This is a genomic window from Hyphomonas atlantica corrig., assembly GCF_017795365.1.
In the GTDB taxonomy this organism is placed as follows: Bacteria; Pseudomonadota; Alphaproteobacteria; order Caulobacterales; family Hyphomonadaceae; genus Hyphomonas; species Hyphomonas atlantica.
This window is the reverse complement of sequence record NZ_CP051254.1, coordinates 3,236,921-3,258,160: the sequence shown is the minus strand read 5'-3', so window position 1 is coordinate 3,258,160 and position 21,240 is coordinate 3,236,921. Positions and strand designations below refer to the sequence as shown.

Here is a 21,240-nt window from a genome sequence, read left to right as displayed (position 1 = left end):
GGCCCAATGGACGGCAGCACCCTTTCCGCAAAGGATGAAGGGGCTGGCGACACGGCTGGCGCAGAAACAACGGCTGCAGAAAAACCTGAGCCGCGCGAAGTACTTACTCGCGCGCAGCTGATTTCAAAAGTCAGGGCCTATCATCCGCGGGTGAAGTCCGAGCTGCTGGGCGCCGCCTACGATTTCGCCAAGAAACATCATGGCGAGCAGATGCGCGATTCCGGAGACGCGTACTATTCCCACCCCGTCGAGGTCGCCAGCCTGCTGGCCGAGGTGAAGCTGGACGAGATCACGATCGTCGCCGGCCTGCTGCACGATGTGGTCGAGGATACCGAAATTGACATCGGTGATGTCGAAGTGCGGTTTGGCGCAGATGTCGCCGAACTCGTCGATGGCGTCACCAAGCTCGACAAGTTGGAATACAGCTCGAAGGAATTGGCGCAGGCCGAAAACTTCCAGAAATTCATCCTGGCGACAACCAGCGACATTCGTGTCCTGCTGGTGAAGCTGGCCGATCGCCTGCACAACATGCGCACTCTGCACTTCCGCAAGAAGGCATCGAGCCGGGAGCGGACCGCGCGCGAAACGATGGATATTTACGGCCCGCTGGCGCGCCGGGTTGGCCTGTACCAGATCGCTGCCGAGATGGAGGATCTGGCGTTCCAGGAACTCAATCCCGAAGCGCGTCGGGCCATTCTGTACCGACAGGAAGAGCTGGCGCTGGAAAATGCGGGTGACCTGGAACGTATCCGCGAAGCGCTGCAGGAGCTGATGGAAGAGTCCGGCATTGCCTGCCGGATCAAGGGCCGGAAGAAACAGCCCTATTCGCTGTGGCGGAAGCTGGAGAAGAAATCCATTTCTTTCAGGGATGTGGCCGATCTGTTCGCATTCCGTGTGATCGTCAGCTCGGTTGAGGATTGCTACCGTGTGCTGGGCAAGGTTCACGCGCTCTGGGCCTGCATTCCGGATCGGTTTCGGGACTATATCTCGGTGCCGAAACCAAACGGCTATGCGAGCCTTCACACCACCGTACGCGCGTCTGGCAATCGCCGAGTGGAGTTGCAGATCCGCACCGAAGAGATGGACCGCACGGCCGAGTTCGGCGTCGCAGCGCATTGGGGCTACAAGAATCACTCCTATGGGTTTGATGTCGATTCTGCGCGCGCGGCAGGACTAGACCCCGCAGCCAACCTGGAAGCGTTCGCCGAGCTCATTCAGGATGGCGGCGATCCGAGCGAGTTCATGGAACACGCCAAGCTGGAGATGTATCGTGAGCACGTGTTCGCGTTCACGCCGAAGGGCAAGCTGATTATCCTGCCGGCCGGCGCGATGCCGCTGGACTTCGCCTATGCGGTCCACTCGGCTGTCGGCGACACATGCGTCGGCGCGAAGATCAATGGTGAGATCAAGCCGCTGCGCCGTCCATTGAAGAATGGCGATGTTGTCGAGGTCATCCGGGGCAAGGCCCCACAGGCCATCCACGGCTGGGAGGCTCTGGCCATTACCGGACGCGCGCGCTCTGCCATGCGGAAGCTGGTGCGCGACAAGGAAACAACCGAATTCCGCCGTCTCGGCCAGGGCCTGATCAACATGGCGCTGCGCCGTGCCGGGATTGATCCGGTTGACGTAAAGATGAACCATACGGCACGCCTCGCCGGGTTTGAAAACCTTGAAGAAATGGCCGAAGCGCTCGGGCGCGGGCGCATCTCTTCAAACGATGTGATCGTGGCGGCGTTTCCGGGCTATCGCCCCGAACGCGAGGATGACCCGAGCAAGGTGCGCATGGACAGCGAGCACACGCCGCTGATGGTGTCTGGCAATGATTTGTCGCCGGGTGTCACCCTGCATCTGGGCAAATGCTGCTGCCCATTGCCAGGCGACCGGATAATGGGGGTTCATGAGCCGGGACAAGGCATTGTCGTACACGTCGCGAGTTGCCCGAAACTGGCTGAATATGACGACAAGCCAGACCTGTGGGTCGACCTGCGCTGGACGGAATTGGCGCGGACCGGAGCAATTGCGATTGGCCGGATTCGCATCAATGCCTCGAACGAACGCGGCGTGTTGGCGAAGCTGTGCGCAGCTGTGGCTCAGGCCGGTGGAAACATCACCAGCATCCACACTGTCGACCGTCATGAGGATTTTACCGAGATCCTGATGGAAATTGAGGTTGAAGACCTGAAGCGCCTGACGCAGATACTGGCCGCGCTCCGGTCGATCGCGGTGGTCGACCGGGCAGTTCGCGACCAGGAGGGCGAAGATGACGAATGATGATGTGCTGAACGTATTCCGCGAGGCCGGGGCTTTGCTGGAGGGGCATTTCATCCTGTCATCCGGTCGCCGCAGCCCGGTATTCCTTCAGAAGGCGCTGGTGTTTTCGCAGCCTGACCTGTCGGAAAAGCTGTGCAAGGCGCTGGCAGAAAAGCTGACGGCAGAGTTTGGCAAGATTGATGTGGTCGCTGGGCCAGCTGTCGGCGGCATCATTCCAGGCTATGAGCTGGCGCGCCAGTTGGGCGCTCGCTCAATCTTTGCGGAGCGGGTCGATGGCCAGCTTCAGTTCCGCCGGGGCTTCTCGATTGCGGAGGGTGAGCGCGTCCTGATCGCTGAAGACATCGTGACCACGGGTTTGTCGTTCCGCGAGACGGTCGAGGCGCTGGACAAGCTGCCCGGTGAGGTCGTCGGTGGCGCTTGCATCATTGACCGTTCGAATGGCCGCGCCGATGTCGGCTGCAAGCTGGTCTCGCTCGCGGCGGTGGATTTTCCTGACTATGACGCCAATGATTTGCCGCCAGACCTCGCGGCGATTGAGGCGGTCAAGCCTGGCTCGCGGGGCCTTGCCTGATGGCAGACCGGCTTCGCCTGGGTGTGAACATTGATCACGTCGCGACCATTCGCAACGCGCGCGGCGGGGATCATCCAGACCCCATGCGGGCGGCGGAAATCGCAGCGGCCGCCGGGGCCGACGGCATCACGATCCATCTGCGCGAGGATCGCCGACATATTCGCGATGGCGATCTGGAGGCCATCCGCGCCGCGTCCAGCCTGCCGATCAATTTGGAGATGGCGGCCACGGAAGAAATGACGGATATCGCTTGTCGTTTTCGTCCGCATGCCGCCTGTATCGTTCCGGAAAAGCGCGAAGAGCGCACCACCGAAGGCGGCCTGGATGTGGCGGGCCTGCACAACCAGATTGCGCCTGTAGTCCGTCGGCTGAATGAGTCCGGCGCGCGTGTATCACTCTTCATTGAGCCAGACCCCGTCCAGATTGCGGTGGCGGAAGTCCTGCAGGCGCCTGTGGTAGAGTTGCACACCGGGAAATATGCAGAACTCTGGATCGAAGGTGGGTTGGAAGCCGCAGCGCCGGAGCTGGAGCGTCTGAAAATTGCCGCCGCAGAAGCGCGCAAGCGCGGTGTCGAGCCACATGCCGGTCATGGCCTGACCTTCGAAAATGTCGGTCCGGTGGCTGCCATCCCGGAAATCGCAGAGCTCAATATCGGCCACTTCCTGATTGGTGAGGCTATCTTCATTGGTCTGGACGCGGCGATCAAGGAGATGCGGCGCCTGATGGACGAAGCCAGAGACAAGGCTGACGCATGATCATCGGTATCGGGAATGATCTTTGCAATATCGAGCGGATCGAGAAGACGCTCGAGCGCTATGGCGAACGGTTCGAGAACCGGGTCTTCACGGAAACAGAGATTGCGCTTGCACGGCGGCGTCGCCGTACGGCGGAGACCTATGCCAAGCGGTTCGCCGCGAAGGAAGCCTGCGCCAAGGCGCTGGGCACGGGCGTGCCGCGCCGCGGGGTGCACTGGAAACATTTGGGCGTGGTGAACCTGCCGACGGGAAAGCCGACGCTGGCGCTGACGGGCGGTGCGGCCGAGCGGCTCGCCACAATGGTTCCGGAAGGTCATGAAGCGGTTATCCATTTGACGATCACGGACGATCACCCCTGGGCTGAGGCCCAGGTGATCATCGAAGCGCTTCCGGTGCACAAGCCATGACCCCAACCCGTCCGAAACGCACGCGCCTGCGCAGCAAGGGAAAGGCCAATCAGCCGTCCCTGACAGACGCAGACCTGAAATCTGTCGAGGCGATCCTTGGCCACAAGTTCAAGACACCTGACACATTGATCCGGGCCCTGACGCATCCAAGCGCGGTATCCTCGGCAGACTCTGTGCGGCTTTCCAATCAGCGCCTGGAATTCCTGGGCGACCGTGTGTTGAATCTGGTTATCGCGGACCGGTTGATTGATCGCCGGCGCCTTGAGAGTGAAGGCGATCTTGCCCCACGTCTCAATGGATTTGTGAAGAAGGGCGCCTGCGCCGAGGCGATGCGCCATCTGGGGCTGTCGAAATATCTCATCATGTCGGATGGAGAGATTGCTTCCGGCGGGCGCGAGCGAGAGTCGACCCTTGGCGACGCATGCGAGGCGATCATCGGCGCGATCTATCTTGATGCCGGGCTGTCCACTGCGCGAAAATTCATCGAAAAAGGCTGGGCCCCACAGTTTCAGGCACCATTGGCAGAAGCCAAGGATCCCAAGACGCTGCTGCAGGAATGGGCGCAGGGGCAGGGCCTGCCACTGCCGGATTATGACGTGCTCAACCGCTCCGGCCCGGATCATGCGCCGACCTATGAAATCCAGGTGCGAGTCGATAACCGGGGCAGCGCTGTTGCCGTGGGCTCGTCAAAGCGCGATGCTGAGCGTAATGCTGCGGCCCTCCTTCTGAAAAGTCTGACCGAACCGAAATGACAGATATCCCCATCACCCGTGCCGGATTTGCCGCCATCATCGGCGCGCCGAATGCCGGCAAGTCCACTCTGACCAATCGCCTTGTCGGCACCAAGGTCGCCATCGTGACCCACAAGGTGCAGACAACGCGCTTTCCCGTGCGCGGCGTGGCGCAGCTGGACGGCACCCAGATCGTGCTGGTTGATACGCCTGGGATCTTCGCTGCGAAGCGGCGGCTTGACCGTGCCATGGTCAAGGCGGCCTGGAGCGGCGCAGAAGACGCGGATGCCATCGTGCACCTGATCGATGCGTCGGCTTGGGTTGCAGAGCGTGAAAACAGGGTGGACGGTGCGCAGAAGAAGTCTCTCGAAGACGACCGGCGCGTAATCGAGCAATTGAAACAAAGCGGTCGCAAGGCGTTTCTGGCGCTGAACAAGATTGACCTATTCCCGCACGACCAGATCCTGCCGATCATCGCGGAGCTGAACGAGACGGGCGTCTATGATGAGATCTTCATGATCTCGGCCGAAAATGGCGACGGTGTGGAGGCGCTGGAAAAAGCGGTCGCAGCGCGTATGCCCGAAGGCCCGGCGCTTTATCCGCCAGATCAAATCGCAGACTTGCCGATGCGCCTGCTGGCGGCGGAAGTGACGCGCGAGAAGTTGATGCTGCGACTGCATCAGGAGCTGCCGTATCAGCTGATGGTCGAGACCGAGAGCTGGGAAGAGCGCAAGGATGGGTCTGTCCGTGTGCAGCAGGTTGTGATCGTCGGGCGGGAAAACCACAAATCCATGGTGCTGGGTAAAGGCGGCGCGGCCATCAAGGATGTTGGCCGCAAGGCGCGCGAGGAATTGTCCGAGATGCTGGGGCGGAAGGTGCATCTGTTCCTGTTCGTCAAAGTCGATGAGCGCTGGCAAGAGCGCCGCGAGAGCTATCAGGGGTTGGGTCTGGAGTTTGATGTTTGAACTGGTCCGATGACGGCATAATCCTCGGCGGTCGCCGTTTCGGGGAAGGTGGCCTCATCCTCGATGTTCTGACCCGTACACGCGGTCGCCGATCAGGCCTTGTCTATGGCGGATCATCCCGCAAGCGCCGGGCGCAATACGAAGCCGGGAACTCTGTTTCGCTTAGCTGGACAGGCCGTTTGGAGGACTCGCTCGGGCGCTTTGACGTGGCAGAGGCGAGCCGCGAGCGCGCCGCCCGCGTGCTGGACGATCCGGCGGCACTTGCCGCCATCTCCGCGATTGCGGCCATATTGCGCGGCGGGCTAGATGAGGGCGACGCTGCGGGCTCTGCCCTGTTTGATGCGACGGAATTGCTGCTCGACCAGATCGAGGCGCGGGAAATCTGGCCCGCGCTTTATGTGCGTTGGGAGCTCGGCCTTCTGTCTGCCCTGGGCTTTGGGTTGGATCTGGACGAGTGCGCGCTGTCTGGCGCGAATGATGGCTTGACCCATGTGTCGCCGAAGACAGGGCGCGCCGTGCGCGGGTCGGAGGCCGAAGAATATGTCGACCGCCTGCTGCGCCTGCCTCTTTTCCTGACAACGCCCACTGCCCACGTCGCGCCAGACGACATTGCAGACGGGCTGATGCTGACAGGATATTTCATGGAAGAGCGGCTGTTCGGCGGGCTTAATCGCGGCATGCCGCCAGAGCGCACGCGACTCGTGGGGCGTATCCTGAAATCGCGCCAGTCCTAGACTGCCATGTTCAGAAGCCATTCATTTTCCAGTGTGCTAGGTAGCGCGTGAGGAATGGGGCGTTCCGTGCGAATGAAAAAGGCTGATGCCATGAAGAAAACACTGTTTGCCGCAACCGCCATTGCCACTTTGGGACTGGCGGGCTGTATCCATGTTGATGCAGATGAACATGGTCGCGATGCGATCTATGAGAATACCGAGACCGCGCTGCGAGTCTGTGGCGGCGAGGGCCGCGTAAAGGAAGTCAACGAAGACGGCTTCAAATGCCTTGACTGATTAAGTCATCGGCAGACTTTTCCACCGCCCATGTCGAGATGAAAATGATCGGCATGGGCGGTATTGTATTCAGGCCCCAGCGTCACCGAGAACAGGTCACACGCGCCTTCATGCAGGCGGCGCAGGAATTTCTGTTCGGCCCCGCCGCCATCCCAATGGGTTTTCACATTGATGTGGCGACCATCCTCCAGCCGAAACCCTGCAATGTCGATTGCATTGCCGAGCCCGTGCTGGGACATGCGCCCCGTGCCAGCAATGTTACGACAGGAAAAGCTGCCATAGGTTTCCACCCGCGCGATGGGTGAGCCGAGGATCTCCACCGCTGCGGGGCGGGCGACATGACGCTCCCACGTATACAGCGCAGCAGCCTGAGCGCACGTCATGCGCAAGGTGGCAGAGTACGGCGTGAGTGTCTGGTCCAGTGTCAGCGCATCATAGAGGCCGCAACTGCCGGCCATGTCCTGATCTTCCAGTGGCGTATACAGCACGCCCGCCTCGTCCAGCGCGGTGAAGCAGAGTTCCCGGTTCTTCTTGGCGCGTGTCAGCTTGTGCCATGTGCCCATGCCAGGTGGCTCGGTCAGGTCAATCGGGGCAAAGGGGTTGTGGCGCGGCGGGGCGAGCCAGAAGAATGTCAGAACGCACAGCACGGGTACGCCAATCAGGATGATCCATGCCTTGATTGCATTCATCTGCAGCTGTGCCCTTTTCCTTTCCTTAACCAAAGTCTCGTTTGTGTTAACGTGCTCCGGCCCGTGAGTCGCTGACTTTAATCAAGGGCCTGCACCAGAATGTGGCACGAACTGCAATGAGGCCAGAATGTCCGATTTGATTGACGGCACGCCGGAAGACCGGATCATCAACGAGCCGATGAGCGAGGCGCTTTCCAAGCGCTATCTCGCCTATGCGCTCTCGACGATTACTGCCCGGGCCTTGCCGGATGTGCGCGACGGCCTGAAGCCCGTCCAGCGCCGTATCCTGTATGGTATGCGTGTCCTGAAGCTCGATCCTGAAGGCGGCTATCGCAAGTGCGCCAAGATCGTCGGCGACGTGATGGGTAATTTCCACCCGCATGGCGACAGCTCGATCTATGACACGCTGGTGCGCCTCGCACAGGATTTCACCGTCCGCTATCCGCTGGTCGATGGACAGGGCAATTTCGGCAATATCGACGGTGATAGCGCCGCTGCCTATCGTTATACCGAAGCGCGGATGACGGTTGCCGCCGAGTTGCTGCTGGATGGCCTCAACGAGAACGCGGTCGATTTCCGCGCCAATTATGCCGAGAATGATGAAGAGCCGGTCGTTCTGCCTGCCGGTTTCCCGAACCTGCTGGCCAATGGTGCGAGCGGCATCGCGGTCGGCATGGCGACGTCGATTCCACCTCATAATGCGGCGGAATTGATTGATGCGGCACGGCTTCTGATCGAGAAGCCGAAAGCCACGACCGAAGAATTGATGGACTTCGTGAAGGGGCCTGATTTCCCGACGGGCGGCATCATCGTCGAGACCAAGGAAGCGATGATCCAGGCCTATGAGACCGGTCGGGGCAGCTTCCGCATGCGGGCGCGCTGGGAAGTCGAGGACACAGGCCGGGGCACCTATCAGATCGTCGTGACCGAGATCCCGTATCAGGTGCAGAAATCCCGCCTGCTTGAGAAGCTGGGCGAGTTGATCGAAGCCAAGAAACTGCCGCTTCTGGACGATGTGCGCGATGAGAGCGCTGAGGATGTGCGGCTTGTGCTGGTGCCGCGCTCCAAGACGGTTGAGCCGGAAGTGCTGATGGAAAGCCTTTACAAGGTCTGCGATCTTGAAACGCGCTTCAGCCTGAACATGAACGTCCTGCACAAGGGCGCGCCGCAGGTAATGGGCCTGAAGGACGTATTGCAAGCCTATCTGGACCACCGGCGCGAAGTCGTGGTGCGCCGTGCGGAATTCCGCCTCGACAAGATCGAGAAGCGCCTGCACCTGCTCGATGGTTACCTGATCGCCTATCTCAATATTGATGAGGTGATCCGGATCATTCGGTATGAGGACGAACCAAAAGAGGTTCTCATGTCGACCTTCAACCTGACCGACACGCAGGCTGAAGCGATCCTCAATCTCCGTTTGCGTGCGTTGCGCAAGCTGGAGGAAATGGAAATTCGCGGCGAGCATGATCGCTTGATGAAAGAGCGCGAAGAGCTGACCAAGCTGATCGGCTCCACGCGTCGCCAATGGAGTAAGGTGTCCAAGGAGCTGAAGGAAGCGCGCGATGCGTTCGATCCGGAGTCCGAGCTTGGCCGCCGCCGCGCGACGTTCGGGGAAGTCGCGGAAGTTGATCTCGCCGCCGCGCTTGAAGCCACCCTGCCGAAGGAGCCGCTGACGATTGTGCTGTCCCAGCAGGGCTGGATCCGCGGCATGAAGGGGCATGGCCTCGATCCGGAATCCGCCAAGTTCAAGGATGGCGATGCGCTCTATCTCGCTGAAGAGGTGATGAGCACGGACAAGATCATCCTGATGGCGTCGGATGGCCGCGCGTTCACCTTGCCGGCAGACAAGCTGCCTGGCGGGCGCGGGCATGGCGAGCCGATCCGCCTGTCAATCGATCTGGAAGACAGTGTCGACATCGTGGCCATGTTCCGGTTTGAGCCGGAGCGCAAACGCGTTGTCGCGTCGACCGAAGGCTATGGCTTCGTGGTCGAGGAAAAGGAACTGGAGTCCAATCGGAAAGCCGGCAAGCAGGCGGTAAATACGGGTAAGGGCGAATTGACGGTCTGCACGCCGGTTGAAGGCGACATGCTGGCCGTGGTCGGATCAAATCGCAAATTGCTGATCTTCCCGCTGGACGAGCTGCCGGAGATGGCACGCGGCAAGGGCAACAAGCTGCAATCCTATAGCGGCAAGCACACGCTGAAAGACCTGATGACCTTCGACAAGCGCGATGGCCTGATTGTCATGACCGGTGGTCGCCACCGTGCCTTCCCGGAATGGGAAGAATGGATCGGCAAACGCTCACAGGCCGGCAAGACGGTTCCGAAGGGCTTCCCACGCAGCGGAACGTTCAACGGCTAGTTATTTTTCCAACAGCGCCATTGTGTCGGTCATCAGGGGGCCGATCTCTGTGTGGAGGACGAGGTCAGCAAACGGATCCTGATCGGTCGGTTCGCGGTTGATGATCACCATCTTGGCGCCGTTGCGTTTGGCCTCCATGGGGATGGCGGACGCCGGATACACGACAAGCGACGATCCGAGCACGATCACGAGGTCGCAGAGCAGGGCCTCTTCGCTGGCCTGCAGCATCTTGTCTTCTGGCATGGCCTGGCCAAAGGAAATCGTCGCATTCTTGATCAGGCCGGTGCAGAAAATGCAGGTAAGATCTTCATCATTCTCCCATCGCGCCTTGAGTGTTTCAAATTCATATCGCTTGCCGCATTGAAGGCATTTGCCATAGCTCGCATTGCCGTGGATCTCGATCACCTTGTCATCCGGCACGCCGGAATCCTGATGAAGGTTGTCGACATTCTGTGTGACCACGGAAGAAACCTTGCCGCTCTTCACGAGGTCAGCAATTGCAAAATGGCCGACATTCGGTTTCGCGCCGGTCCAGCCTTCGGTGCGGTTGAACACGCGGTTCCAGGATTCTCGCCGCGCTTCACGAGACGAGACGAAGTCCTGAAAATAGATGGGGGACATCTTGCTCCACACCCCGCCAGGGCTGCGGAAATCCGGAATGCCGCTTTCGGTCGAGATGCCTGCGCCAGTGAAAATCATCACGCGGCGAGCGTCTGAAATCATTCGAGCGAGTCTGCCTGCATCCGTCATGAGTGTCGTCTACGTAATCCTGTCGTTTCCTGTCCTTCTAGCAGCTAACCACTTGAACAGATTTGTAAAGCGCTTGCCCGGCGTGAAGCAGTGTGCGGCCTAGACGATTGTGCCAAACGCCGCGCCGATCAGGCCGGTGACCAGCATGGCCGCAGTGCCCCAGAAGACAATCCGCACGACGGCCTTCAGCTTGTGCGCGCCGCCTGCCTTCGCTGACAATATGCCGAGAAGGACAAGCGCCAGCAGCGACACGATGGCGACGACCGGCGTGACGAGGCCGGATGGCGCGGCGACCCCGGCCAAGAGAGGCAGGATCGCGCCCGCCGAGAAGCTGACGGCAGAACTGACAGCGGCCTGGACGGGGCGTGCGGTGACGATCTCGTTGATGCCCAACTCGTCGCGGGCATGTGCCTCCAGCGCATCTTTCGCCATCAATTGGCGCGCGACATCATAGGCGGTGTCCTTGGCGACACCGCGATTCATATAGATATGCGCAAGTTCGACCAGTTCGGCTTCGGGATGATCCCGCAAGGCTACCTTTTCAATTTCCAGGTCGGCTTGCTCGGTATCGGCCTGGGACGAGACAGAAACATACTCCCCCGCTGCCATCGACATCGCCCCGGCGGCAAGGCCCGCAAGGCCTGCGGTCAGGATCGCGGACTGGCTCGCATCCGCTGAGGCGACCCCGATCATCAGGCTGGCCGTGGACAGAATCCCGTCATTCGCGCCGAGCACGGTCGCACGCAACCATCCGATCCGGTGGCTGTAATGATGCTCTCCAAGGGGAAATTGAGATGCCATATCGTATCTCCTGACCCGGCAAGCAGGCGACAGATAGCCGGTCGGGTCAAGCCCTCAGCATGTCGGATTTCGAGCTGGCGCTCAGGCGTACATGCCGTCTCGCAGATTGATGCCGTGCTCCACCCAGGCCTTCATGGCGCAGATCATCTGCGACCAGCCCATGCAATTGCCGTAGGAATTCTTGAGTCCGTCCTCAGTTGATGGCCAGCCTTCTTCAGCGATGGAGACAATTGTCCGGCCATCATCCGTCGGCTCAAACCGCATCGTCACCAGCGTGGCCGTGCTGCCATCCTCGCCGCCCCATTTGAGGAGGATGCGTTTGTTCGGTTCGACTTCGACTACATGAACCGGGAAGGCGCCGGGAAAGTCATGGAAGTCCCACGTCACAGTTGCGCCCGTTTCGAGTCGTCCTTCTGCGCCGCCGGTTGTGAAATAGCTGGATAGTTTTGCCGGATCGGCGACTGCCTCAAACACGTCTTCAACAGGGCGATTGATGCGCCCGCTCACCTCGAATTTGAGATTCATCACAGCCTCCCAGCGCTGCTTGTCACGCCAGAATTAATGTTATAAAAAACCAACATGTCAAGCGATGATAAAACCGACCTTGTTTTCAAGGCTCTGGCCGCGCCGATCCGGCGGGATATTCTGGACGTGCTGCGAGACACGCCTCAGACGACGGGTGAGATCTGCGCGCGTTTTGGCCATCTCAATCGGTGCACGGTGATGCAGCATCTCGGCGTGCTGGAAGAGGCTGAGCTGGTGCTGGTCCGCCGCGAAGGCCGCCAGCGCTGGAATTACCTCAACGCCTTGCCGATCAAGCATATCCATGACCGCTGGATCGGAGACTATGCAATGGGGGCAGTCAGTATGATCGACCGCCTCAAGACCGGTCTGGAAACGGAAACCGTTACATGAGGGGCGAACGCTCCCTTGCGCTCTGCGGCGGGCGCGGATACCCCTTTTAAATCTGGTTCTTATGGAGGGACGCCCGATGAGCCCCATTCTAATTGTTCTGGCCGCAATCGTTGCGATCGCCGGTTTTGTCATCCTGATCTACAACGGCCTCGTGATGAAGCGCCAGCGGGTCAATCAGGCCTTTGCGGATGTGGATGTCCAGCTGAAGCAACGCCAGAATTTGATCCCCAACCTCGTCGAAACCGTGAAGGGCTACGCTGCCCACGAGAAAGAGACACTGGATGCGGTGATCAAGGCGCGCAGCGCGGCGCAGAGCGCCAACACGCCCGGCGAGATGTCAGCTGCCGAAGGCATGCTCACCGCATCGCTTGGCAAGCTGTTCGCGCTCGCCGAGGCCTATCCGGACCTGAAAGCCAACACGAACTTCCAGCAGCTGCAGACCGAACTCTCGACCATCGAGGACAAGCTGGCCGCCGCGCGGCGTTTCTACAATTCCGCGGTTCAGGACTACAACACGTCCCGCGAGCAATTCCCCGGCTCGATTGTGGCTGGCATGTTCAATTTCGAAGGCCGCGACTTCTTCGATGTGGGCGTCGAAGGCCGCGAGGCGCTTTCGACGGTGCCGGAAGTCAAATTCTAGGATAGATTGGCCCTCTCGATACGGAGGTGGGACCATGAAACATGTATTGATCAGCGCGGCGCTTGTCCTTGGGGCTTGCGCCGCGTCTTCTTCCGGCTGGAGTGCGTCGACCTGGAACGGGTTGCCTGACCGGACTGTTGCTGGTGGCGGCTACAGCTTCTTTGCTTCACCCGCCGAGGGCCAGGGCTTCAAGCTGAAATTCTCCGTGAAGTCTGATGGAACATTCGGCGTGGTTGAGGCCCCGACCGAAGACGCCTTGCTGGAGGCAGCAAAGGCCGCGACGCCAGAAGGCTGCAGCTTCGTCTCTCTGGAGCGCACACCGGATGGCGGGGCTGTCGCAGACTATGATTGCGGCTGAGCCGCGAACCACGGTTCCAACAGGCTGATGGCCTCCTCAATCTGCGGCGTGGACAAGGCAAACGAGAACCGCATGAATCTGTGGCCCTCGACCGGGTCGAAATCGACGCCGGGCGCTGTTGCGATGCCGGTGTCCTCAAGCAGCTTCAGGCAGAAGGCGAGGCTGTCGTCTGTGTATCTGGAAATGTCCGCATAGATATAGAAAGCGCCATCGGGTGGAGCGATCCTCTCAAGCCCCATCCGAGGCAGCGCTTCAAGCATCAATTCGCGGTTCTTGCGATAAACCTCGACATGGCCATCCAGCTCTTCCGCGCTGTCCATTGCGACCAATCCGGCGTGTTGGGAGAGCGAAGGCGGCGTCAGGAAAAGATTGCCGACATAGGCGCTGGTCCGCGCTGCGCCATCTTCCGGGGATACAAGCCAACCAAGGCGCCAGGCAGGCATGGAGAAGTATTTCGAAAACGAATTCACGATGTACGCGTCAGGCGAAAACTCCAGCATCGAACATATGTCCGGCCCATAGCTGAGCCCGTGATAGATTTCGTCAGAGATCACACGGATGTTCTTTGCTTTTGCGACAGCGGCAAGCTCGGCGAGTTCGCTGGCCGGAATGATCGTGCCGGTCGGATTGGCGGGGCTGGCGATGATGACGCCAGCCGGTACCGGGTCAATTGCGTCCAGCGCCGCAGCGGTCAGCTGGAACCGGACATCCGCCCCGCAGGCGATCTCCACAGGCTCCAGGTTCAGGGCGCGCAAGGTGTTACGATAGGCAACATAGCCCGGCCGGGCCAGGGCGATCCGGTCTCCCGGATTGAACGATGTGGACAGGGCCAACACGAGCGCCGGGGAGGCGCCGCAAGTCAGCGTCACGCGGCCAGGCGTAAGGTCGATGCCATATTCATCCTTGTAGTGGCGGCAGATGCGTTCCTTGAGCGGACGGCTCTCCCAATAGCCCATCGGGTCGGTGTCGAGCACCTCATGCGCCTTCTCGATAGCGCCGCGCGGTGCTGGCGTAGAGGGCTGACCGAATTCCATATGCAGGATGCGGCGGCCCTCGGCCTTCAGGTCGTGTGCGCGGCGACTCACCGAAATGGCGCGAAATGGATCGATATCTTGTCCCATACTAGCGGGCGGTAACGGCTGGTAGCCAGGTTGCCAAGGCGGGAATTGCCGCAACCAGACCGATGAGGATCAATTGAAGCATGATGAATGGGATAGCACCCTGCCAGATTTGCATCGTCTTGATGCTGGGCGGCGCCGCACCACGCAAATAGAACAAGGCAAAGCCAAAGGGCGGCGTCAGGAAACTGGTCTGAAGGTTGAGCGCCATCAGGATGGCCAGCCAGACCGGGTCAAAGCCGAGAATGATCAGCGGCGGCGCGACCAACGGCACGACCACGAAAACGATTTCGATGAAGTCCAGGAAGAAGCCGAGCACGAACATGACCAGCATGGTCATGACCAGAGCGCCCCATTTGCCGCCGGGCATGGCGTGCAGCACATCGGCCACGATGTCGTCACCCCCATAACCGCGGAAGACGAGGCTGAACAGCGAGGCCCCGATCAGGATCAGGAATACCATGCTGGTGATGTGCGTCGCGCTTTTGAGCGCCGGCAACAATTGGCGAACCCGTCGCAACACGATGAGACCCGCGGCGACACCGGCGAAGAACACAATGGATGCGAGCATGGTGAGCAGGATGCCGATTTCATTGGCGAGGCCGATCTCTGCGACACCTGTGCGCAGGTCGAACATGTTGCGCAGCAGGATGATGATCACCACGCTGGCGAGGCCCGCGATCAACAGCCATGAGACGCGCTGTTCATGCTCGTCATCGGCAAGGCGCAGGCCAGCAAGCAGGATGGCGCCGGCAACGCCGATGGCGGCCGCTTCTGTCGGTGGGGCGACGCCCCCAAGGATTGCCCCCAGCACAGCGATGATAAGCAGCAAGGGCGCGCCGAGGCCGAACGCGACCTCCCTGGCCGTCAGGGGCGGGCTGTCATCGTCCTGAACCGGTGGGCAGCGATGTGGCTTGCGGATGGCCGTCAGGGCAATCCAGCCGAGATAGTGGCCGACCAGCAGAAGGCCGGGGATCAGCGCGCCGGCAAACAAATCACCCACGGATACGACGAAGGAGCCTGCGGCCCCTGTTGCCTGGCTTGCCTGGCTGGCGGCGTTCGAGATGGCGTCGGCGAGCAGGATCAGCACGATGGATGGCGGGATGATCTGGCCAAGCGTGCCGGAGGCGGCGATCGTGCCGGTTGCAAGGCGCGGATCATAGCCCTGCCGGATCATGGTCGGCAGGGCGATCAGCGTCATGGTGATGACCGTCGCGCCCACGATGCCTGTTGAGGCGGCCAGCAGGGCGCCGACCAGTACCACGGCATAGCCGAGCCCGCCGCGCACCTTGCCGAGCAGCCTGCTGGCAATGTGCAGCAAGTCTTCCGCCACGCGGGAGCGTTCAAGGATCACGCCCATGAGCACGAAGAGCGGAACGGCGATCAGCGTCTGGTTCTGCATGATCGAGCCGCCGAGGATGCGACTGGGCAGGTTTCGGAGAAAGGCTTCGTCGAACACGCCGATGCCGATGCCGACGAGGGCGAAAAGCAATGCGACACCACCGAGCGTGAGCGCAACCTGATAGCCCGCCAGCAGCGCCAGTACAGCGCAGACGAACATCGAGATGGCAAGGATGACTTCAAGCTCCATGGATGCCTCCATGCGGGGCTTCGTCGGGGGCATCCTCGAGCTTGCCGGTCAGGCGCAGAGCAGCTTTCAACGCTTCGGACAATCCCTGTGTGATCATCAGGATGGCGAAGGCCGGAAGCAGCGTCTTGAACAGGAAGAGCAGGGGTAGGCCATCGGACTCGCGTGAGCCTTCGAACAATGCCCAGCTGCGGGTGAGGCCCTGCTCGGTCATTGCCAGCAATCGGATGCAGATCGGGAAAAGGAAGAGGTAGATGCCAGCCAGTTCGACCCAGTTTCGCCCCCGCGTGCCGAAACGTGGGCGAAGAATATCAACGCGCACATGGGCGTCGTCTCTCAGGGCTGAGGCAGAGCCCAGCATGAACATGGCCGCAAAGGCATAGACCACGATCTCGTTCAGCCAGGTGAAAGAAAGGCCGAAAGCATAGCGCAGCAGCACCACCAGCAATTGCGAGCCGACCAGTATGATGGCGCTAGCGATCGCGCCGCCCAGCGCCCAGCCGGAGATCGCGTCTATGCGCGAAATCAACCATTTGGCCGCGCGCTCAATCGGCTCAGGCCAGATCAGCAGGAGTAGTGGCAATGCGAGCAAAGGCGACAGGGCAAGGCCCAGCCATTTCATGGCGCCTCCCACTGACAGGAAAATATCCGGTGACATGCTCTGCGTGCCCCCAGCCTATTTGTTCGAATTGCGGGCGGCGTAGTACGGCCCTTCGGACACATCGGCCCAGCCGCGCATCAGCTTCAGGCTGGCCTCGAAGCTCTCATAGATGCGCTTCTCGATTCCGTCGCGCCCGGAGTCCGCGCGCACATCCCATGCCGCCTCAGCCATGCGGCTGACAACTTCATCCGGGAAACTGCGCATCTGTACGCCGTGTTCACGGGTCAGCAGGTCCAGGTGCACCGCATTCTGATAGGTGAATTCGCCGAGGGAGGTGTGGTTCACGCTCTCGCAGGCCGCCTTGATGATGGCCTGCTCGCCGGGAGTGAGATCTTCCCAGACGCGGAGGTTCATGCCGACCGCGAGGCTGGCACCGGGCTCATGGAAGCCGGGGCCATAGTAGAAAGGCGCTTCCCGATAGAAGCCGAGATAGTAGTCATTCCACGGGCCGACCCATTCGGTGGCATCGATCGCGCCGGTCTGGAGGGATTGATAGATCTCCCCGCCGGGCAATGCGATGGACGATCCGCCCAGGGCGCGCAGCACATCGCCACCCTGGCCGGGAATGCGCATTTTCAGGCCGACAAGATCGTCCAGACTGTTGATCTCCTTGCGGAACCAGCCGCCCATCTGGTGACCGGTGTTCGCTGCCTGTATCGATTTGACGCCGAATTGCGCCGAGAGTTCGTCCCAGAGTTCCTGTCCGCCGCCAAAGTCGATCCACCCCATCAGCTCTTGCGCCGTCATGCCGAAGGGCACTGCGGTGAAGAAGGGATAGGCGCTGGACTTGGCGGTCCAGTAGTATTCCGCGCCATGATACATGTCCGCAGAGCCATTCGACACGGCGTCGAAGGATTCGAAAGGCGGCACCAATTCGCCGGCCGCGAAGACTTTCACCTCCATCAGCCCATCTGACATTTGCTGGATGCGCTCGGCCACGCGCTCGGCGGCTTCGCCAAGACCGGGCAGGCCCTTCGGCCAGGTGGTGACCATGTTGAAGCGGCGACGATTGCGCGCAATGGCCGGGGCAGCAAGGTCTGCAGCCTTTTCCGGATTGGCGAAAGCAGCGGCCGCCCCGGCAAGGCCGAGGGCACCCGCACCCAGCAGGTTGCGTCTATGGATCATCCAGTCCTCCCCCTGCCTTTTCCCGATCTCCCGTCCGGATCAAAGGCGGTATTGTGTCACTCGTCGTCGCCCAGCGGTCGCCAGACGTCGCCATCGAGCACTTCTAGCGGTTTGTAGCGACGTTTGTAGTCCATTTTCTGGCTACCTTTGACCCAATACCCCAAATAGACATGCGGCAGGCCGAGGTCCTGAGCATGAAGGATGTGATCAAGGATGAGGTAGTGCCCGAGACCCCGGGCGCTGAGGTGGGGATCGAAGAAGGTATAGACCATCGAGAAGCCGTCGCGGAGAATGTCCGTGATCGAGGCAGCGACCAGCGGCGAATCCTCGTCCGGTCCGTCGCGATACTCGAAGATCAGGCTCTGGACCGGGCTGCCGCCGACCATCGCGCTATAGTCGCGATAGGACATGTCTGACATGCCGGCGCCGTTATGGCGGGAGCGCAGATAGGATTTCAGCAGGCGATATTGCTCGCGGCTTGGCTGGGCCTTTACCGGGCGGCGGATGATCGAGTCATTCCGGTTCAGGGCGCGGCGATCATTTCGTGATAGTTCAAAATCCCGCGTGGCGACGCGCACACTGCGACAGGCATTGCAGCGTGGGCAGGCCGGGCGATAGGCGATGCTCTGGCTGCGCCGGAAGCCTGCCTGGCTCAGCGAATTGTGCACCAGATCCGCTTCCCCGATGGCCAGATTGGTAAACGCCTTGCGTTCCTGCTTGCCCGGCAGGTACGGGCACGGGCTGAGATTCGTCACGTAGAAACGCAGCGAGCGCTCAAGACCAGGCGGCAGGATCTGGGAGTCGGTGAATTTCATGCCGCAGACGATACACTCACAAATCGAACCGCCAAGGGGCGAATATCGTAAACACGGCCCAAAGCAGAATGACGAGCGGGCCGCCGAACTTCATGAAATCCCCGAATTTGTAGTGTCCCGGGCCCATGACCAGCATGTTGGTCTGGTAAGCAATCGGCGTCGCGAAACAGCAATTAGCGCCATAGATCACCGCCAGGAGGAAGGGCAGCGGATCTTCCACCTTCAGCTCTGCCGCCGCAGACAGGGCGATGGGCGAGAACAGGATGGCTGTCGCGGCATTGCTGAGCAGATTGGTCAACAAGGCAACGGCCAGGAAGATCGCAGAGAGAACCGCCAGCGTGCCATAAGGCGAAGCGATATTGACCACGGCATGGGCAATTTCGCCCGCTGCGCCCGTTTTCTCCAGCGCCATACCCATCGCGAGCGCTGCGCCGATCACAAGGAAGATGCGCAGATCCAGCGCCCGGCTGGCCTGACGCGTGTTCAGGCAGCCCGCGACCAGCATTCCGACACCCGCAAGAACCGACGCATGCAGGATGGAGAGAAGGCTCGTAGCGGCCGCAATGACCATGGCGATGGATATGACCCGCGCGGCGAGGGCCTTGGTCGTGAGTGGGATTTCGGTCTGGGACCATTCGAGCAGGATGAGGTCGCGGCTGGAACGCAATTCCCGGAACGCATCAACCGGTCCACACAGGAGCAGCGTGTCGCCAGACTCTAGGCGGATCTCGCCCAGCTTGGTGCGGATCATGCGGCTGCGACGCTGGATGCCGAGTGTCACGGCCCGCGTCAGGCGGCGGAAGCCGAGCATCTCAACCGTTCGGCCAACCATCCGGGAGCCGGGTGCGATCACCGCTTCAGTCAGGGCCAGCGTTCCGGGGCGGGGCGATTCTTCAAGGTCCGCTCCGGAGGCCTGCCAGACCTGCTGCAGGAAGTCTGGCTGGCGAGCGAGCACATTCTGAAGCGCCGCGCGGGTGGCGGCGATAATCACCAGATCGCCCACTTGCAGGCTGATATCTTCATAAGGCGGCAGGAAGGCGCGCTCGCCGCGCTGGATCATGCGCACCGTCATGTCAGGCAAGTCGGTGAACATGCCCGCAATGGGTTTCTTGCCGAGCAGGAAATGTCCTTGTGTGACTTCGATCTGCGCCACGAATTGCTTGCCGGAGGGCTGGACGATGTCGTCAGACAGGCCCCGGCGGTTGGGCAACATGAATTTGGAGAAGATCAGAATATAGAGCAGGCCCGCCGCGGCGAGGATCAGCCCCATTGGGGTCTGGTCAAAGAAGCCGAGTTGTTCGCCTGTGATCCGGTCATAGGATTCTGCAGCCAGCAAATTGGTCGAGGTGCCGATCAGGGTCGTCATGCCCGCAAAGATCGATGCGAAGCTGAGCGGCATCATCAGGCGCGATTGCGGCGCGTTCATGCGCATGGCGATGGCGGTCATCACAGGCAGGAACATGATGACAATGGGGGTATTGTTCACAAAGGCGCTGGTCACGAATACGGCGAGAAAGGCCAGTATCAGCGTCGTGACCGGCCGCTTGTCATATCCCGCAAGCAGGGCTTTGGTGGGGCCTTCCAGCGCGCCGGTCTGAAACAGGCCCTGGCCAACGACAAGCAGCGCCATGATCGTGATGAGAGCGGGGTTTCCGAAGCCCGACAACAGATCAGAGGCGCTGATCGCGTTGCCGTCCACATCGCTCGCCCCCGGAATGGCAAAGACGAGCAGGAGGGCCGCGATCACGCAAACGGAGACAAATTCCATCGACCAGCGGTCGAGCATGTAGAAGGTGATGGCTGCACACACGACGGCGAGGCTCGCCCACATCGGCCAGGTTTGGACCAGCTCAGATAGCATTGCGGCTCCGGGTCTTGAGTGTGCTTTGGCCCGGTCCGCAGGGACTAGCCGTCAAGATCAAGCAATATGCTTATCCGGCGATTGACTGACAAGTGCGGCTCACCCGGTTTAAGCGGTTGGGTATCCGCCAATCCTGTTACAGCGCGTACACGTTCGGGGGATATACCGGCATTTGAGAGCACCCGTCTCGCTGCGTTGGCGCGTTCGGAAGAGATATCCCAATTGCTCCGATTCGGAATCAGGCTCGGAAAGGCATCGGTGTGGCCCTCAATCGTGATCGCGCCTGGCATGCCCCCGAGGGCGACGCCAAGATCGCGTGTGAGCGCCTCACCTGAATCGGTCAGGTTGCCGCTTTCACTGTCAAAGAGAGGGCGCGCGTCGCCATCGACCAGGTCGATACGGATGCCGTTTGCCTCCTGGGTCAGGATCAGGCTTGTGCCAGCGGCGCTCAAGGCCGGGTTGGATTTCAGAGCATGGAACGCACGGGCGGATTCCGAAGGGCGCAGATCAACCAGCGTGCTCGATTGCGTTGCGGTGGTGTCTTCACCCGTGAAGAAGTCCGCGATCGCTGTGCGAGAGTCTGGTGACACACCACTGACGAGCCACATGACCAGGAAAAAGGCCACAAGCGCTGTCAGGAAGTCGGCATACGCCATCTTCCACGTGCCCATCTTGCGCCGAGGCGCGGCGGGCCTTCTGCCCGGAAAGCGTTGCGAGGTGGTGGTGGCAATCGCCATGCGCTTCAGTTCCCATCATTCTGTCAGGAATGGCGGTTCTACCAGAGCTTGGTTTATGCCGGTTGAGAACAAAGGGTGGGATTTGCGTCAAATTCAATCTAGTTGTCAGA

General features: G+C 60.7%; 23 protein-coding genes. 12 read left to right on the top strand and 11 right to left on the bottom strand.

Annotated features, from left to right (window positions below; translation table 11 throughout):
• Positions 1-6: 6 nt before the first annotated feature.
• From HF931_RS15590 to HF931_RS15555, 8 genes are all read left to right on the top strand, one after another.
• Positions 7-2,271, top strand: coding sequence for a RelA/SpoT family protein (locus HF931_RS15590; protein ID WP_273240965.1), 2,265 nt, complete (start codon positions 7-9; stop codon positions 2,269-2,271).
• Positions 2,261-2,842, top strand: a complete 582-nt coding sequence (gene pyrE, locus HF931_RS15585) for an orotate phosphoribosyltransferase (protein WP_273240963.1) — start codon at positions 2,261-2,263, stop codon at positions 2,840-2,842. The genes HF931_RS15590 and pyrE overlap by 11 nt, the downstream gene beginning before the upstream one ends.
• Positions 2,842-3,597 carry a pyridoxine 5'-phosphate synthase gene (locus tag HF931_RS15580; protein ID WP_035553130.1) on the top strand — a complete coding sequence of 252 codons (756 nt, stop codon included), beginning with the start codon at positions 2,842-2,844 and terminating at the stop codon, positions 3,595-3,597. Before pyrE ends, HF931_RS15580 begins: the two co-directional genes overlap by 1 nt.
• Positions 3,594-4,004 (top strand): holo-ACP synthase, encoded by a 411-nt coding sequence (acpS, locus tag HF931_RS15575; protein ID WP_273240961.1) that lies wholly within the window; start codon positions 3,594-3,596, stop codon positions 4,002-4,004. Before HF931_RS15580 ends, acpS begins: the two co-directional genes overlap by 4 nt.
• Positions 4,001-4,756 (top strand): ribonuclease III, encoded by a 756-nt coding sequence (gene rnc, locus HF931_RS15570; protein ID WP_081806175.1) that lies wholly within the window; start codon positions 4,001-4,003, stop codon positions 4,754-4,756. The genes acpS and rnc overlap by 4 nt, the downstream gene beginning before the upstream one ends.
• Positions 4,753-5,700: a GTPase Era gene (era, locus tag HF931_RS15565; protein WP_273240958.1), complete on the top strand. Its 948-nt coding sequence runs from the start codon at positions 4,753-4,755 to the stop codon at positions 5,698-5,700. Before rnc ends, era begins: the two co-directional genes overlap by 4 nt.
• Entirely contained in the window at positions 5,697-6,434 is a 738-nt protein-coding gene (gene recO / locus HF931_RS15560; RefSeq protein WP_273240956.1) for a DNA repair protein RecO, read from the top strand. The genes era and recO overlap by 4 nt, the downstream gene beginning before the upstream one ends.
• Before the next feature lie 72 nt (positions 6,435-6,506).
• Positions 6,507-6,710: a hypothetical protein gene (locus HF931_RS15555; protein ID WP_035553140.1), complete on the top strand. Its 204-nt coding sequence runs from the start codon at positions 6,507-6,509 to the stop codon at positions 6,708-6,710.
• Between the two features lie 5 nt (positions 6,711-6,715).
• Here HF931_RS15555 and HF931_RS15550 read toward each other — a convergent pair whose 3' ends face one another.
• Positions 6,716-7,399 (bottom strand): extensin-like domain-containing protein, encoded by a 684-nt coding sequence (locus HF931_RS15550; RefSeq protein WP_273240954.1) that lies wholly within the window; start codon positions 7,397-7,399, stop codon positions 6,716-6,718.
• 127 nt (positions 7,400-7,526) lie between these two features.
• Here HF931_RS15550 and parC point away from each other — a divergent pair, with 127 nt between their 5' ends.
• Complete coding sequence (gene parC, locus HF931_RS15545; protein WP_035553146.1) at positions 7,527-9,761, top strand: DNA topoisomerase IV subunit A; 2,235 nt, start codon at positions 7,527-7,529, stop codon at positions 9,759-9,761.
• Here parC and HF931_RS15540 read toward each other — a convergent pair whose 3' ends face one another.
• The 3 genes from HF931_RS15540 to HF931_RS15530 form a co-directional block, all read right to left on the bottom strand.
• Entirely contained in the window at positions 9,762-10,484 is a 723-nt protein-coding gene (locus HF931_RS15540; protein ID WP_273013871.1) for an SIR2 family NAD-dependent protein deacylase, read from the bottom strand.
• 126 nt (positions 10,485-10,610) lie between these two features.
• Complete coding sequence (locus HF931_RS15535) at positions 10,611-11,312, bottom strand: VIT1/CCC1 transporter family protein (protein WP_273013869.1); 702 nt, start codon at positions 11,310-11,312, stop codon at positions 10,611-10,613.
• Between the two features lie 81 nt (positions 11,313-11,393).
• A complete protein-coding gene (locus HF931_RS15530; protein ID WP_273240953.1) occupies positions 11,394-11,837 on the bottom strand; it encodes an SRPBCC family protein in 444 nt (147 codons plus the stop codon).
• 54 nt (positions 11,838-11,891) lie between these two features.
• Here HF931_RS15530 and HF931_RS15525 point away from each other — a divergent pair, with 54 nt between their 5' ends.
• From HF931_RS15525 to HF931_RS15515, 3 genes are all read left to right on the top strand, one after another.
• Positions 11,892-12,227, top strand: coding sequence for an ArsR/SmtB family transcription factor (locus tag HF931_RS15525; RefSeq protein WP_273240952.1), 336 nt, complete (start codon positions 11,892-11,894; stop codon positions 12,225-12,227).
• Positions 12,228-12,303: 76 nt separating this feature from the next.
• On the top strand, positions 12,304-12,867 hold the full coding sequence (locus tag HF931_RS15520) for a LemA family protein (protein WP_035553163.1): 564 nt from the start codon (positions 12,304-12,306) through the stop codon (positions 12,865-12,867).
• A 34-nt stretch (positions 12,868-12,901) separates the two neighbouring features.
• Positions 12,902-13,225: a hypothetical protein gene (locus HF931_RS15515; RefSeq protein ID WP_273240950.1), complete on the top strand. Its 324-nt coding sequence runs from the start codon at positions 12,902-12,904 to the stop codon at positions 13,223-13,225.
• Here the strand turns inward: HF931_RS15515 and HF931_RS15510 are convergent.
• The 7 genes from HF931_RS15510 to HF931_RS15480 are packed head-to-tail and all read right to left on the bottom strand — an operon-like array spanning position 13,210 to position 21,130.
• Positions 13,210-14,346, bottom strand: a complete 1,137-nt coding sequence (locus tag HF931_RS15510) for a pyridoxal phosphate-dependent aminotransferase (RefSeq protein WP_273240948.1) — start codon at positions 14,344-14,346, stop codon at positions 13,210-13,212. The genes HF931_RS15515 and HF931_RS15510 overlap by 16 nt on opposite strands.
• 1 nt (position 14,347) lies before the next feature.
• On the bottom strand, positions 14,348-15,934 hold the full coding sequence (locus tag HF931_RS15505) for a TRAP transporter large permease (RefSeq protein ID WP_273240946.1): 1,587 nt from the start codon (positions 15,932-15,934) through the stop codon (positions 14,348-14,350).
• Positions 15,924-16,589 (bottom strand): TRAP transporter small permease subunit, encoded by a 666-nt coding sequence (locus HF931_RS15500; protein ID WP_273240944.1) that lies wholly within the window; start codon positions 16,587-16,589, stop codon positions 15,924-15,926. Before HF931_RS15500 ends, HF931_RS15505 begins: the two co-directional genes overlap by 11 nt.
• An 18-nt stretch (positions 16,590-16,607) precedes the next feature.
• Positions 16,608-17,717 (bottom strand): TRAP transporter substrate-binding protein, encoded by a 1,110-nt coding sequence (locus HF931_RS15495; RefSeq protein WP_272982994.1) that lies wholly within the window; start codon positions 17,715-17,717, stop codon positions 16,608-16,610.
• 56 nt (positions 17,718-17,773) lie between these two features.
• A complete protein-coding gene (locus HF931_RS15490; RefSeq protein WP_051602761.1) occupies positions 17,774-18,532 on the bottom strand; it encodes an arginyltransferase in 759 nt (252 codons plus the stop codon).
• A gap of 16 nt (positions 18,533-18,548) precedes the next feature.
• On the bottom strand, positions 18,549-20,393 hold the full coding sequence (locus HF931_RS15485; RefSeq protein WP_272982992.1) for an SLC13 family permease: 1,845 nt from the start codon (positions 20,391-20,393) through the stop codon (positions 18,549-18,551).
• 44 nt (positions 20,394-20,437) lie between these two features.
• A complete protein-coding gene (locus HF931_RS15480) occupies positions 20,438-21,130 on the bottom strand; it encodes a flagellar motor protein MotB (RefSeq protein ID WP_273240942.1) in 693 nt (230 codons plus the stop codon).
• Positions 21,131-21,240 lie beyond the last annotated feature (110 nt).